At 72.2% G+C, this 14,680-nt stretch carries 11 protein-coding genes; 5 read left to right on the forward strand and 6 right to left on the reverse strand.

Annotated features, from left to right (window positions below; genetic code table 11):
- The first annotated feature begins 14 nt into the window (after positions 1 to 14).
- Positions 15 to 968 (forward strand): LLM class flavin-dependent oxidoreductase, encoded by a 954-nt coding sequence (locus MB1_RS07080; protein ID WP_066905195.1) that lies wholly within the window; start codon positions 15 to 17, stop codon positions 966 to 968.
- The gene (locus tag MB1_RS07085) at positions 965 to 2,254 is read left to right on the forward strand and encodes an LLM class flavin-dependent oxidoreductase (protein WP_066905197.1); all 1,290 of its coding nucleotides are present in this window, start codon (positions 965 to 967) and stop codon (positions 2,252 to 2,254) included. Before MB1_RS07080 ends, MB1_RS07085 begins: the two co-directional genes overlap by 4 nt.
- Positions 2,255 to 2,335: 81 nt before the next feature.
- Here MB1_RS07085 and MB1_RS07090 read toward each other — a convergent pair whose 3' ends face one another.
- The 3 genes from MB1_RS07090 to MB1_RS07100 form a co-directional block, all read right to left on the reverse strand.
- Entirely contained in the window at positions 2,336 to 2,593 is a 258-nt protein-coding gene (locus tag MB1_RS07090; protein WP_084351112.1) for an exodeoxyribonuclease VII small subunit, read from the reverse strand.
- Positions 2,590 to 3,948: an exodeoxyribonuclease VII large subunit gene (xseA, locus tag MB1_RS07095; protein WP_281189919.1), complete on the reverse strand. Its 1,359-nt coding sequence runs from the start codon at positions 3,946 to 3,948 to the stop codon at positions 2,590 to 2,592. The genes MB1_RS07090 and xseA overlap by 4 nt, the downstream gene beginning before the upstream one ends.
- A gap of 137 nt (positions 3,949 to 4,085) precedes the next feature.
- On the reverse strand, positions 4,086 to 4,829 hold the full coding sequence (locus MB1_RS07100) for a lipid droplet-associated protein (RefSeq protein WP_066905199.1): 744 nt from the start codon (positions 4,827 to 4,829) through the stop codon (positions 4,086 to 4,088).
- Between the two features lie 79 nt (positions 4,830 to 4,908).
- Between MB1_RS07100 and MB1_RS07105 the strand changes: the two genes are divergently transcribed.
- A complete protein-coding gene (locus MB1_RS07105) occupies positions 4,909 to 5,916 on the forward strand; it encodes a 4-hydroxy-3-methylbut-2-enyl diphosphate reductase (protein WP_066905200.1) in 1,008 nt (335 codons plus the stop codon).
- Positions 5,917 to 6,108: 192 nt separating this feature from the next.
- Here the strand turns inward: MB1_RS07105 and MB1_RS26915 are convergent, their stop codons facing one another.
- Both MB1_RS26915 and MB1_RS07115 read right to left on the reverse strand, forming a co-directional pair.
- The gene (locus tag MB1_RS26915) at positions 6,109 to 7,164 is read right to left on the reverse strand and encodes a DUF6542 domain-containing protein (RefSeq protein ID WP_369406850.1); all 1,056 of its coding nucleotides are present in this window, start codon (positions 7,162 to 7,164) and stop codon (positions 6,109 to 6,111) included.
- A 448-nt stretch (positions 7,165 to 7,612) separates the two neighbouring features.
- The gene (locus MB1_RS07115; RefSeq protein ID WP_066905203.1) at positions 7,613 to 8,764 is read right to left on the reverse strand and encodes a DNA recombination protein RmuC; all 1,152 of its coding nucleotides are present in this window, start codon (positions 8,762 to 8,764) and stop codon (positions 7,613 to 7,615) included.
- A gap of 134 nt (positions 8,765 to 8,898) precedes the next feature.
- Here MB1_RS07115 and MB1_RS07120 point away from each other — a divergent pair, with 134 nt between their 5' ends.
- Both MB1_RS07120 and MB1_RS07125 read left to right on the forward strand, forming a co-directional pair.
- Positions 8,899 to 10,086 carry an exonuclease SbcCD subunit D gene (locus tag MB1_RS07120; RefSeq protein ID WP_066905204.1) on the forward strand — a complete coding sequence of 396 codons (1,188 nt, stop codon included), beginning with the start codon at positions 8,899 to 8,901 and terminating at the stop codon, positions 10,084 to 10,086.
- 28 nt (positions 10,087 to 10,114) lie between these two features.
- Positions 10,115 to 13,177 carry an AAA family ATPase gene (locus MB1_RS07125; protein WP_066905205.1) on the forward strand — a complete coding sequence of 1,021 codons (3,063 nt, stop codon included), beginning with the start codon at positions 10,115 to 10,117 and terminating at the stop codon, positions 13,175 to 13,177.
- Positions 13,178 to 13,215: 38 nt separating this feature from the next.
- Here the strand turns inward: MB1_RS07125 and MB1_RS07130 are convergent, their stop codons facing one another.
- A complete protein-coding gene (locus tag MB1_RS07130) occupies positions 13,216 to 14,484 on the reverse strand; it encodes an AI-2E family transporter (RefSeq protein WP_084351114.1) in 1,269 nt (422 codons plus the stop codon).
- Positions 14,485 to 14,680: the final 196 nt, after the last annotated feature.

The raw sequence follows: 14,680 nt of genomic DNA on the forward strand, positions 1-14,680 counted from the left end.
AAGGACGATCGACCATGACGCAGGATCGCCCGATCCACCTCTACCTGTACCCGGACGACCCGAGCGCGGCCGTTCCGGCGACGTTGTCGGCGGTGATCGCGCAGGCCCGCACCGCCGAACGGGGCCGCTTCGACGCGGTGCTCGCGGCGCCGGTCGTCGCCGGGCTCTTCGAGCCGTCGACCCTGCTGCCCGCGCTGGCGGTGCGCACCACGCGGATCGGGCTGGTCGCGCCGACCTCGATCGACCACCTCGCGCCCTACAACGTCGCCCGCAGGATCTCGACCCTCGACCACTTCAGCCACGGTCGGGCCGGCTGGTCGATCCCCGCCACCGACGAACTCGAACCGTCGCAGTTGCACGGCGCCCCGCCGGTCCGCTCCGAGGAGGGCCGCTGGGAGCGCGCCGCCGAGTTCCGACGGGTGCTCGAATCGCTGTGGGACAGCTGGGATTCGGAGGCGATCGTCGCGGACAAGGAGTCCGGCCTCTACGTGCGGTCCGAGTTGATCCGCCCGATCGGGCATGTGGGTGAACACTTCCGGGTCGCCGGCCCCTTCAACCTGCCGCGCAGCCCGCAACGACGGCCCCCGCTGCACGTCCGGGTCGCCGGGCGTCCGGCCGGGCACTTCGCGCTCGACCACGCCGACGTCGCACTCGTCCGCGAACCCGCCCAAGCGGCCGAACTGGCCACCCGCGCCGCCCGATTGCCCCGGGCGCCCCGGATCCTGGTCGACCTGCCCGTAGATGCCGCGCGGATCGACCGGCTGGCGGATCACCTCATCCGATGGGTCGACACCGACGGGATCGACGGGTTCACCGTGCGCGCCGGCGGGAGCCTCGAACGTTTCGTCGACACCGTCGTTCCCGACCTGCAACGCGCCGGCCGCTACCGCTCCGACTACGACGGCGTCACCCTGCGCGATCACCTGGCCCTGCCGACCCACCTCGAGAACGTGGGAGTCCCCGCATGACCGCCCCGCAGCCGCAGATGACGATCAACCTCAACCTGCGCGGGGTCGGCTTCCACCGCGCCGGTTGGCGCCACCCCTCCGCCACACCGGAACTGGTCAACAGCGTCGAGTACTACACCGACCTGGTCCGCACCGCCGAACGCGGCAAGTTCGACGCGGTCTTCTTCGCCGACAGCCCGCGACTGTTCAGCGAGCGCGAGCCGCTGGCGATGAGCAACGAGCCGCTGACGCTGCTCGGCGCGCTCGCCGCGCAGACGACGCATATCGGCCTGATCGGAACGGTTTCGGCGACCTACAACGATCCCTACGACATCGCGCTGCGGTTCGCCTCCCTCGACCACCTGTCCGGCGGTCGGGCCGGTATGAATTTCGTGACCTCGTCCGGCGACGAGATGGCCCGCAACTTCGGCTACGACAGCCACCCCGAGTTCTCCGCCCGCTACGAGCGGGCGGCCGAATTCGTGGAGGTGATCCTCAAACTGTGGGAGGGACGCCCGGTACGTCACCACGGCCGGTTCTTCGACGTCGACGGCGTCCTGCCGATCGGACCGGGGCCGCAGGGACATCCGGTGCTCGTGCAGGCCGGCGCCAGCGACCGCGGGCGCGATATGGCCGCCCTGCGCGCCGAGGCGATCTACACCGGGTCGTCGACGATCCCCAACGGCATCGAGTTCTACGAGGACGTCAAGGGGCGGGCGGTGCGCTTCGGACGCCGCCGCGACGACCTGCGCATCCTGCCCGGACTGGTCCCGTACGTCGCCGACACCGAGGCCGCCGCCAAGCGCCTGGAGGCCGAACTCGAGGAGTTGGCGGTCAAGAACATCGACGTGATCGGCCAACTCGGCGCCGAACTCGGTGCCGACCTGACCGTGCACGATCCCGACGGGCCGTTCCCGTTTGAGGTCTTCCCGTCCGAGGACGTCTTCCGACGCGGCCTGAGCCGCCTGGAACGGCTGCGCACCTGGGTGCAGCAGGAGAATCTGACGATTCGGCAGCTCGCGGTCAAGGTCGAGAAGGGGCTCGGAGTGGTGCACTGGACCGCCGCGGGCACCGGCGAGCAGGTGGCCGACGAACTCGAACAGTGGTTCCGGGCCGGCGCCGCCGACGGATTCAACGTGCTGATCCCGTTGCATCCCAACGGCACCGAGGACTTCGTCGAGCAGGTGGTGCCGATCCTGCAGCGGCGCGGCCTCTTCCGCGAGGACTACACGGGAACGACGCTGCGCGCGCACCTCGGATTGGAGATCCCGGGCCGTCCCTTCGACGCGGTGGCCCGCTCGGCCTAGGCCGGTCGATCCGGGCCGGTGCTGTCGGGCCGAGCGGCCGGCTCGATCCGGGCGAGTGGTCGGGTCTGTCCTACCGCGCCATCACTCGTCGCGTTCGGCGAGGGCCTCCTCGATCCGTCGTCGCGCGCCCGCGAGGTGTTCCTCGCAGCGCGCCGCGAGCGCCTCGCCCCGTTCCCACAGGGCCAGTGACGTTTCCAGGTCGAGCCCGCCCAGTTCGAGGCGGCGGACCACCTCGACCAGTTCGTCGCGGGCGGCCTCGTAACCGAGGTCGGCGACCGCGGCGGCGTCCGTGGTGTCGATGTCGGTGCCGGGGTCGGGGGTGCCGGAGGCGGGGGTCATGCCGAACCCTTCCTTTTCGTTCGAGCGCGTGGCGTGCGGCGCGCGGGCGTGTCGATGCCCGCCGAGCCGTCCGCGGGAGCGGTGGCGGGGCCGGCCTCGGCAGCGGGTGGCTCGTCAGCCGGCGGAGCGTCGGCGGGCAGAGCGTCGGCGGGCGGAGGGGCGGCGGGGGGTGTCTGCTCGGCGGTGACCGTCGCGGTGAAGGCCCCGTCCTCGACGCGCACCCGAATCGTCGAACCGGGCGGCGCATCCGATGCGCTGCGCACCACGCCGGCGTGGTGGTCGGTGCGCTGCACGATCGCGTAGCCGCGCCGCAGCGTCGCGGCCGGACCGAGCGTCGACAGTTGCGCCGACAGGTGGCTCACCACCGTCTCCTGCCGATCGACCGTGCGGCGAACATCGTTGCGGGCCAGTCGGATCAGCTGACGAACATCGGCGAGGTCGCGGTCGATCGCCGACGTCGGGTCCGCCAGCACCGGCCGGCGCCGCAGCGATTCGAGCGACTGCTCCTCGCGCACCACCCAATTGCGCAACGCCGAGGCGCTGCGTTCCCGCAGCTCGGCGACCAGCGCCAGCTCCGCCCGCGCATCGGGAACCACCCGCTTGGCGGCGTCGGTGGGCGTCGCCGCCCGCAGATCGGCGACGTAGTCGAGCAGCGGGGTATCCGGTTCGTGGCCGATCGCGCTGACCACCGGTGTCGTACAGGCGACCACCGCTCGGCAGAGCGCCTCGTCGGAGAACGGCAGCAGGTCCTCGACGCTGCCGCCGCCGCGGGCGATGACGATGACGTCGACGTGTGCCATCGCGTCGAGCTGCTCGAGCGCGTCGATGATCGCGTCCGCCGCCGTCGGCCCCTGGACGGGGGTATGCCGACGTTCGAAACGCACCAACGGCCACCGCTGGGCGGCGATCGTCACCACGTCGTGCTCGGCGGCGCCCTCGCGGCCGGTGATCAGTCCGATCGTGCGCGGCAGGAAGGGGAGCGGGCGTTTGAGGCGTCGGTCGAAAAGCCCCTCCGCGGCGAGCAGTTCGCGCAGCCGTTCGATCCGCGCGAGCAGGGCGCCGAGCCCGACCGGCCGGATGTCGACCGCCCGCAACGACAGGGTGCCGCGCGCGGGGTAGTACCCGATCTTGCCGTTGACGATGACGCGCAGGCCCTCGCGCAGTTCGACCTCGCTGCGGCGGACCAGATCACGATCGCAGGTCACCGAGATCGACATATCCGCCACCGGATCGCGCAGCACCAGGAAGGCGGTCCGCGCGTTGCCGCGCACCGATACCTGCGTCAGCTGCCCCTCGACCCACACGGCGCCGAGCCGGTCGATCCACCCGGAGACCTTCATCGCGACGGTGCGCACCGGCCAGGGGTTGTCGAGCGAGCTCGCGGGCGCCCGGCCGTCGCCGGAGTCCTCCGGGCTGCCGGCCGACGGTGCGGGAGCGCCGAAGCCTCCCCGGGCGCCGCCGGGGGAGCGGGTGGGCCCGGCGGCGCCGAAGGTCACCGGGCGCGGGCCGAGGTGATGCGGTTGTCGAGCATCGTCAGGAACGGTGGGCGCCGACCGGTCGTGTTCTCGTAGCTCAGCAGGGCGTCGAGATCGTCGGTCGACAGGCTGCGCAGCCGGGCCCGCAACTGGGCGAGGGTGAGATTGTCGTAGTCGAGGTACTCGACGATCTCCGGTACGCGCCGCTCGGTGACCTCGACGACGACCTCCTCCGGCTCCGGCGGGGTGGTGTACAGCGCGAATCGGCCCTCGGCGCCGGCCGGGGAGGCCTCGTCCGCCTCCGGTTCGATCTCGACCTCGATCGTCTCGACCACCTCGGTCGTGGCCTCCACCGGCCCGGGGCGGTCCGGCGCGGCCTCGACCGCGGCAGGATTGTCCGACGTGGCCGCGACCGGCGCAGGATCCTCCGAGGCGGCCTCCACCGGCGCGGGATCGTCCGCGTCGGGGTCGGCGAGGTCGGGAACGGCCCGGATCGGCTCGGTCGCGGCGGTCGTCTCCTCGTCCTCGTCGAAGGTCGCCCACTCCGGCTGCTCCGACGGCCGCTCGAGCCGCGCGAAGACCTCATCGCCGCGGATCGCGAGCTCCGCGACCACCTGCTGAGCGCGCATCGAGGTCTGCAACGCCTGGCTGGCGGCCGTGATCGGCAGCGCCAATACCGTCTGCGGCAGCTTGCGGACTTCGTCGACCACGACGGCGGCGAGCCCGGCGGCGACGCGTGCGGGCAGCGGGAGGCGGATCATCGCTCTAGCCTGCCCCGAACCCCCGCCGACCCACAAGCCGACGGGCGGCCGGCCCCCGAATGCCCGTATCCTGGTCCATATGAGTACCGCGGTGCCGGTTGAGCTGGGCATAACGGGAAGCGCCGCCTCGGGCGGTCGCCGGCCCGGTGGACATCGAGTTCTCCTCGCCGAACCACGCGGCTACTGCGCCGGTGTCGATCGGGCGGTGGAGACGGTGGAGAAGACCCTGGAGCGCTACGGCGCACCGGTCTACGTGCGCAAGGAGATCGTTCACAACCGCCACGTCGTCGAGACCCTGGCCGACCGGGGCGTGATCTTCGTCGACGAGGCGGACGAGGTGCCCGAGGGGTCGGTGCTGGTCTTCTCCGCGCACGGCGTCTCGCCCGCGGTCCGCGACTCCGCCGCCGAGCGGAACCTGCACGCGATCGACGCGACCTGCCCCCTGGTCACCAAAGTGCACCAGGAAGCCAAGCGGTTCGCACGTGACGATTACGACATTCTGCTGATCGGCCACGAAGGGCACGAGGAGGTCGAGGGCACCGCCGGCGAGGCTCCCGATCACGTCCAGCTGGTCGACGGCCCCGCCGCCGTGGACAGCGTCACGGTGCGTGACGAGTCGAAGGTCATCTGGCTGTCCCAGACGACGCTGAGCGTCGACGAGACGATGGAGACGGTCGCCCGGCTGCGGGATCGTTTCCCGAGCCTGCAGGACCCGCCCAGCGACGACATCTGCTACGCCACGCAGAACCGCCAGGTGGCGGTCAAGGCGATGGCCCCCGAATGCGATCTGGTCATCGTGGTCGGCTCGAAGAACTCGTCGAACTCCGTGCGGCTGGTCGAGGTCGCGCTGGCGGCCGGGGCGGACGCCGCCTACCTGGTCGACTACGCGCGCGATGTCGATCCGGCCTGGCTCGACGGGGTCCGCACGGTCGGCGTCACCTCCGGGGCATCGGTTCCCGAGGTGCTGGTTCGTGGACTGCTCGACTGGCTGGCCGAGCGCGGCTACAGCGATGTGCAGCCGGTGACCACCGCCAACGAGACGCTGGTCTTCGCTCTCCCGCGCGAATTGCGCAGCGCCCGCACCTGATATCTGCACCCGATCCGCGGCGGGGACACCCGATCTGCGGCCGGGGACCCGGCAGGTTCGTCCCGACCGGATCTCGGCGGGGCGGATCCGGCAGGGTGGGCTCGGCCGGTCGTCGGTTGGTGCCCGCCCGCAGGTCTCCGGAGCTTGTCTCGCGTCGGCTCCACCTGGTCGAGAGGCGGGGCCGAGGGTGCGTTAGTACCCGAGCGGGGGCTCGCCCCGATAGCGCACCGAGGGGATCGGATGCTCCGGTACCCGGGGCTCGGACTGGAAGCGGCGGCCCGAGCGGGTGCGTCGAGCCGCGTGCAGGGCGGCATCGTCGAACAACGGCTCCGCCGGCGCACCGTCCGGATCGGACCACGATCCGCGGGAGGTGACGCTGTCCGGGCGATAGCGCACCGGCCCGCGGGGGGCGATCGCGGCGTCGGACCGAGGCGGTACCCGCCGGGCCGGACGTGCGGTCGCGGCGGCGGTGCGATCGTCGTCCAACCGATCCCGGTCGTCCGCGGGAGATGCCGCCGGTTCACGCGCCGACAACGGGTCGACCGATGCCAGCCAACCCGCCGCCTGACCGGACAGGCCGGGGGCCACTGCGGGCGAAGCGGAATGCGCCGAGCCGGTCGTGCCGGTCGCCGGAAGCGAGCGCGATACCGGGGCGTGGCGCCGCCGCGCGGCCGCCGGCGACTCGAACCGCTCGGTCTCCGCGGTCTCCGGGTCGATGGCCGGGACCGCAGGGCGCGCGGCGGCCGCCGCCCGATCGGGACGGGACTTCTGCTCGGCGGCGGGGGTGGCGCGACGATTCGGAGCGTGCGCGGAACGGCGAGGACGATTCCGTACCAGGCGAATTGCGCCAATCGTCATCACGACCGTTGTCGCGAACAGCATCAATGGAAATCGATTCACCAGCGGAATCACATTGAGCGCCATGCTTCGGATCGAAAAGGAAGCGTCCCCAAATGTGATGTACGCTACGGGAACCGCGACAAAGAGGATAATTGGGGGCTGTACGACGGCGGTGAACAGTGCGCGATGTCGCACGGCCAGGGCCGCGACGGTACATCCGAGCACATAGATCACGGCAAATCGGGCGGTGAGTTCTCCACTCCCGACGAAATGGTCGACGACGATTCCGAGAATCGCTCCCAGAACACCGATGGCAACCGCAGCCCAGGCCGGCACGCCGTAGATGGACGGCAACGCCGATTGTTCGTCCACCGCGATGGGTGAACGTGTGCGCGGAGATGGAGACACTGCCTGAGATTAACCCGTCGCGAACATTCCGGCCCACCGGCGCGGCGGGTTGGTGCCGAATCGGAATCGACAACCGGACATTACCGGGAGCAGATTCCCGAGAAGTCCGACAAATCGGCCGAGCGACCGCTGACCGACAACCGACGGACGATCCGGTGGTCGCAGCCGAAGCCTACTGGCTGCCGGTCACATACGACGGCGGGCGTCTCCCGGTAGGGGAGACGCCCGCCGCGCGAGGTGGACGGTCGGCGCGCCCGATCGCCTCTCGGCGGCGTGGCGCGACGCGGCTCCGGCCGAACCGGTATTCCGCGAAGGCGGTGTCAAAGTGAGCCCGGGGGATTCACGGCGCACCGACCTACACCCCTCAACGCGTGTCCCCGCGATTGTGTTCCCGAGTCCGGCAATCGGTTTCTGATCCGGACGGCGTACGCCGTCGCGGGCTGCTCGATCAGGTCGACGCCGATGCGCGGGGCGGCTCCGGCGCCGCGTCCGGGGTCTGTGGGTCGGCCGTGACCAGCGGCTGCACCCGAATCGGCCGCACCTCGGCGATGTCGCTGCCGACCACCTGGGCGTCGCGCAGTCGGCGGGCGATGCCGAAGACCTCCGAGTCCAGGGCGGTCAACGCCGCGTTGTACGAGCCGACCGCGCCCGTCAGCTGCGTCCCCAGGCGGGTCATCCGGCCGGCCACCGCACCGATCCGCTCGTGCAGGTCGCGGCCGAGGTCGCGGATGGTCACCGCGTCCCGTGCGATCGAGTCCTGCCGCCAGGTATGCGCGACCGTCCGCAGGAGGGCGATCAGGCTGGTCGGCGTCGCGAGGATCACCGACCGTTCGAAGGCGTGCTCGAGCAGTCGCGAGTCGTCGGCGAGGGCGGCGTCGAGGATCGGATCGCCCGGCACGAACAACACGACGAACTCGGGCCCGCCGAAGGCGTCCCAGTAGCGCTTCTCCGCGAGCCGATCGACGTGGGTGCGCAGGGCCCGCGCGTGCCGGCGACGGTGCAGTCCCGCTGCCTCGGCGTCGTCGGTGGCGGCCGCGTCGAGGTAGCCGTCGAGCGGGACCTTCGCGTCGACGACCAGATGCCGATCGCCCGGCAGGCGCACGACCATGTCCGGGCGGATGCCGTCCCCGGAGACCTGGGTATCGAAGTCACAGTGCCGGGCGAGGCCGGCCAATTCGACGACCCGTTCCAACTGCAGCTCGCCCCACCGGCCGCGAACGCCGGGGGAGCGCAACGCCCCCGCCAGCCGCCCGGTCTGCGACGACAGCTCGACCGAGACGCGGTGGAAGCCGGCGATCTGTTCCCGCAGACCGGAATAGGCGTCGATGCGGCTGCGCTCGATGCGGCGCACCTCGTCCGACAGGGTGTCGACCGCGGCGCGCAGCGGATCGACCATCTCGGCGATCCGCCGGCCGGTATCGGCGCCGTCGGCCTCCGCGGCGACGCCGCGCCGGGCCGCGACCGCTTCCCGTTCGAGCGCCGCGGTCAACCGGTCGCGCAGCACCTCGCGCCCGGCCGCGGCGCGCCAGGACGCGAGCACCCATCCGGCGGCCACCCCGAGCAGCACGGCGACCAGCAGGACCGGCAGCGAGACTGTCATGCCCGTGACCCTGCCGGCACCCCCCGACAAGATGACCCCGACAAGATGACCCCGACAAGACGAGCCCGACCGGGGCCGGGGTCGGCGGTGTGGCATCCGGAAGGTGTCGGTGGGTCTCGCTACGGTCGAAGGCCATGAGGATCCTGCATACGTCCGACTGGCATATCGGTCGGACCTTCCACGGTGCGGACCTCCTCGCCGATCAGCGCGCCGCGCTCGCCGAACTGGCCACGATCGTCGCGGCGGAGGCCGTCGATGTGGTGATCGTGGCCGGCGATATCTACGACCGCGCGATCCCCAGTGCCGACGCCGTCGCGGTCTGCGACGAGGCATTCCGCGCGCTGCGCCGGGCCGGCGCCCTGATCGTCGTCAGCTCCGGCAACCACGATTCGCCGACCCGGCTCGGTGCGGGCGCCGCGTTCAGCGCCGAGGGGGGTCTGCATCTGCGGACCCGCCCGCAGGACTGCGCGGTTCCGGTCGTGCTGTCCGACGAGCACGGCCCGGTCTGCATCTACCCGCTGCCCTATTTGGAGCCGGAGACCACTCGCGACGTCCTCGGTGTCCCGCAGGCGCGCAGTCACCAGGACATCCTGGCGGCGGCCCTCGGCGCGGTGCGCGCCGATCTCGAGCAGCGCCGCGCCGCCGATCCGCGCACCCGGGCCGTCGCGGCCGTCCACGCCTTTGTGGTCGGCGCGGCAGCCTCCGGCTCCGAACGGTCGATCGCCGTCGGCGGCGTCGAGACGGTATCGGCCGATCTGCTGGCCGACTTCGACTACGTCGCGCTCGGCCACCTGCACTCGACGCAGGAGGTGCGCCCGGGTATCTGGTACTCGGGCTCCCCGCTGGCCTACTCCTTCGGCGAGCGCAGCTCGGACAAGGGGGTCCTGCTGGTCGACCTGGATGCGGACGGTCCGGCGGTCGTGCGCCGCGTCCGGTTGGAATCGCCGCGCGGTTCGACCGTGCTGACCGGGACACTCGACGAGCTGCTCGCCGATCCGGCGCACCGCGCCGCGGAGGAGCGCTACGTCTCCGCGATCCTGACCGATGCGGTGCGGCCGGTCGATCCGATGCGCCGACTCAAGGAGCGCTTCCCGTACGCGGTCCACCTCGAATGGGTCGATCAGCGACCCGAACAGACGCGCTCCTACAAGGAGCGGGTCACCGGACGCTCCGATCTCGACGTGATGGCCGGCTTCCTGGCCGACGTGCGCAGCCCGGCCGATCCGGCGGAGGTGGATCTGCTCGAGCAGGCCCTGCGCGCGGCGACGTCCGAGGGCGACGACACCGCGCTCGACGGCCTCGACCACCTCTGGTCGGCGTGACGGTGCCGACGAGCGTGACGGCGGCCCGATGAGACTGCACTCCCTGACGATCACCGCCTTCGGGCCGTTCGCCGGCACCGTCTCGGTCGACTTCGACCGCCTCGGCAGCGACGGGCTCTTCCTGTTGCACGGGCAGACCGGCGCGGGCAAGACCTCGATCCTCGACGCGATCGCCTTCGCCCTCTACGGCGCCGTGCCGGGGGCACGCAGCGACGCCAAGCGACTGCTGTCCGATCACGCTCCGGCCGGTACCGCGCCGAAGGTGACGCTCGAGGCGACGCTGTCGGGACGGCGGATACGCATCGTGCGCTCGCCCGAGTACGTGCGGCCGAAGCGGCGCGGTACCGGCACGACCAAGGCGAACGCGAGCGCGACGTTGACGTGGCTCGACGGCCGGGGGACCAACCTGACGCGGCACGACGAGATCGGCGACGAGATCAACCGCCTGCTCGGGATGAGCGCCGCGCAGTTCTTCCAGGTGGTGCTGCTCCCACAGGGCGAGTTCGCGAAGTTCCTGCGGGCGAGCACCGACGATCGCAGCGCCCTGCTCGAGCGGCTCTTCGACACCGAACGGTTCCGGTCGATCGAGGAGTGGCTGCAGGACCGGCGCCGCCGCAGCGAGGAGAATCTGCGCGACAAGGCCGCCCACGTCGACCGGATCTCCGAGCGCTTCGCGCAGGCCGCCGGTGTCGACACCTGCGACGACGGCGACCCGGTGGCCTGGGCCCAGACCCTGGTGGTCCAGGAGAAGGCGCGCGCCCGGCAGGCCGGACAGACCGTGGCCCGTATCCGCGGGCAGCGCGAGGCCGCCGCCGCCGACCTCGCCCGGTTGACCGGCATCGAGCGGGCCCGCGAGCGCGGCAGCGATGCTCGCCGGGTGCTGGCCGCATTGGCCGCCGATGCCGAGCGGCATGCCGCCCGGGGCCGCGAATTGGCCGCCGCGGGGCGGGTCGGTCCGATCGCCTCCCTGATCGACGCGGAGGAGAGTGCCGCCGGGCGGCGGCTGTCGTCGCGCGCGGCGGTCGAGCGGGCGCGCGCCGGGCTCGCCGCGCTGCCGGACGGCCCGGCCCTGCTGGACCTGTTGCCCACCGATGGTGGGGCCGACCGGGCGGGCGCCGCCGGTGGAGCGGACCGCGACGGCGAGAGTGACGGTCGGGCGGACGCCGAGACCGATGCCGGCGATCGGGCCCTGCGGGTCCTCGACGAGCACGCCACCGGTTGGGCCACGGTGATCGGCGGACTCGAACGCATGCTGCCGCTGCACGAGCGACGCGACCGTCTCGCGGCTCGGCGCACCGACGTCGTCGAGGAGACCGGGCGCCTCGAACGCGGACGCGACCGGATCGCCGCGAAGCTGGCGGACGTGCCGGACCGGATCGCCGGCCTCGACGCCGACATCGAGCGGACCACCCCGGCCGCCCGTGCGGCCGGACCGCTGCGGGAGCGTCTCGCCGCCGCACGGACCGTCGCGGAGGCCGCCGCGCACCTCGAACGCGAACAGGACCGCCGCCGCGGCGCGGTCGAACGGTTCGAGGTCGCGCGCGCCGCCCACCAGGACGCCCGCGAACTGTGGCTGACGCTGCGCGAGCGACGGCTGGACGGGATGGCCGCCGAACTCGCCGCGGGCCTGGTCGACGGCGCGCCCTGTGCGGTTTGCGGTTCGGTCGAACACCCGCAGCCCGCGGTGCGCGCCGCGGCCGCGGTCGGCAAGGCCGAGGAGGACGACGCGCGCCGGCGCGAGCAGGAGGCCGAGGGACGCGCCGGGGAGGCGCAGCGGCTGGTCGCCGAGATCGACCGCCGGCTCTCCGAACTGTCCGGGCGCAGCAACGGCCGCTCCGCGTCGGACGCCGGCGCCGAGGTCGCCCGACTCGACGGGGAGCTGGGCGAGGCCCTCGACGCCGAACGTCGGCTCGAGGCCGCGCGCAAGCAGCGGATCGGGCTGGACGATCAGCGGCGGCGCTGGGAGGCCGAACTGGCCGAGGGACGCGAACTGCTGTCCGCCGCGCTTACCCGGTGCGAGGCGATCGACGCATCGCTGCTCGATATCGACGAACAGCTGCGCGAAGCGGGCGGCAGCGACGGCAGCGTCGCCGCCCGCATCGAGCGGTATCGGCGCCTGGTGTCGGCCGCCGGAGCCCTGCGCGATGCCCTCGATCGCGAGCGGTCGGCGCGCCGGCGCGCATCCCAGCAGCGGGCGGACCTGGCCGCGGCGCTGCGCGACGCCGGATTCGAGACGGTCGACGCCGCCCGCGCGGCGCGTCGCGATCCCGTGGCGATCGCCCGGATCGCCGAACTGCTCGACGACGCCGAACGCCGCCGCATCGGCGCGATCGAGACGCTGGCCCAGCCCGATGTGGTGGCGGCGGAGGCCGAACTGCCGGTCGACCTCACCACCGCCCGCGAGACCGACGCGCTGCTCGCCGACGCCCTGGAACGGGAGATCTCGAAGCGGGAGACCAGCGAACGGCGACGCGCGGAGATGGAGGACCTGGCCGCCCAACTCTGGTCGGCCTGCGACGTCCTCGCGCCGGTGCGCCGCGAGCACACCCGCATCACCGGGTTGGCCGAGGTGGTCGCCGGGCGCGGCGCGAACGTGCGGCGGATGTCGCTGCGGTCCTACGTCCTGGCGGCCCGCCTCGAGGAGGTCGCCATCGCCGCCACCGAACGATTCCGGTCGATGTCCGCCGGGCGCTACGGCTTCGTTCACACCGACGGTGCCGGGCCCCGCGGGACCCGCGGTGGTCTGGGGCTCGAGATCAGCGACAGCTATACCGGCGTGATCCGGTCCGCGGCCACCCTGTCCGGCGGCGAGTCGTTCTGCGCCTCGCTGGCCCTGGCCCTCGGCCTGTCCGATGTGGTCAGCGCCGAGGCCGGCGGGGTCACCCTGGACACGATGTTCATCGACGAAGGGTTCGGCTCACTCGACTCCGAGGCGCTCGACGCGGTGATGGGCGTCCTCGACGAGTTGCGGGCCGGCGGCCGGGTGGTCGGCGTGGTCAGCCACGTCGACGAGATGCGCTACCGCATCCCGAGCCGACTGCACGTCCTGCGCGAACGGTCCGGCTCGACACTCGAGCAGATCGCCGGCTAGGTCGCCGCGACCGGTTCGCTGTCGCGGCGCCGCCGCGGCTAGCTCTTGGTGTCGCCGCCGGGCGCCGGGGCCGCATCGGCCGGTGCGGTGTCGCCGTCGGTGTCCGCCGGCGGTTCGAGATCGGCCGGGTCGACGGCCGCGCCGACGGTGTCCGGTTCGCCGGTGGCACTGCGCGAGATCTGCTCGTTGATGTAGCGCAGCACGACGGCCGCGATCGCGATCGTCGGCACGGCGAGGAAGGCGCCGATGATGCCGAACGCGGAGCCGCCGGCGGTGACACCGAGCAGGACGACCACCGCGTGCAGATTCATCGAACGGCTCTGCAGCAGCGGCTGCAGCACATTTCCTTCGACCTGCTGCACGATGATGATGATCGCCAGCACGGCCAGCGCCGTGGTGAAACCGTTGGCGACCAGGGCGACGAGGACCGCGAGCGCGCCCGCGACGAAGGCACCGACGATCGGGATGAAGCCGCCGAGGAAGGTCAGGGTGATCAGCACCGGCGCCAACGGGACGCCGAGCAGGATCAGGCCGAGGCCGATGAACACCGCGTCGATCGCGCTGACGATCGCCTGGGTGCGGATGAACCCGCCCAGGGTGTCCCAGGCCCGCTCGAAGACCTCGGCGATATGCCGGCCCGACCGCGCCCCCGACATCGCGCGCACCCAGGGGATGAAGGACGGCCCGTCCTTGAGGAAGAAGAAGACGAGCACCAGCACCAGGGCCAACGTCACGACGGTCGATCCGACGGCGCCGACACCGCTGAACACGCCGCCGGCGATCGCCTGGGCGCGGCTCTGCAACTCTTGGCTGGCCTGCTGGATCGCCGTGTCGATCTGGTCGTCCCGCAGGTTGATCGGCGGACCTTCCAACCAGGTCTGAATCTGCGTGACGCCCTGGGTGGCGCGGGTGACCAGGTCGGGGGCCTGGGCGACGATCGACGGGATGATCGAGGCGATCACGCCGCCGAGGATCAGGAAGAACAGCAGCATCACGGCCAGCGACGCCAGCGCCGGTGGGACGCCGAAGCGGCGCAGCGTGCGCGTCGCCGGCCACAGCACGGTGGTCACGATCGTGGCGAGCACCACCGGCAGCAGGATCACCCAGAATTCGCCGACCAACCAGCCGAGCACCCACGCGCCGGCGGCGATGGCGACCATCGCCACCGACCACTTGGCCAGCCAGAGCAGCCCGCGGCCGATCATCGCGCCGCGGTCGGGTCCGGCGGCCCGGTCGGACGTGCCGCTGTCGGACGTTGCCCGATCGAAGTCGAGGGCGGTCTGCTCGGGCACCACACCGTCGGTCATGTCGCTCTCTTCCGTACCTGCCGTGAATCGGGTCCGCCTACCCGCTCGGGACCGACGGATCGGCCCGGAAGCGCTTCGAGGTGCACTCTAACGTGCCCGGTGTGCACGGCTTTGGAACCGTCCGCCGGATGTCGGGACCGCAGGTCGGCCGGGTGATTCGCCCCGAGACCCCGAGCCCGGTACAGGGGGCGTGTCA

Origin of the sequence: Millisia brevis NBRC 105863 (assembly GCF_001552615.1) — a bacterium.
Taxonomy (GTDB): Bacteria; Actinomycetota; Actinomycetes; order Mycobacteriales; family Mycobacteriaceae; genus Millisia; species Millisia brevis.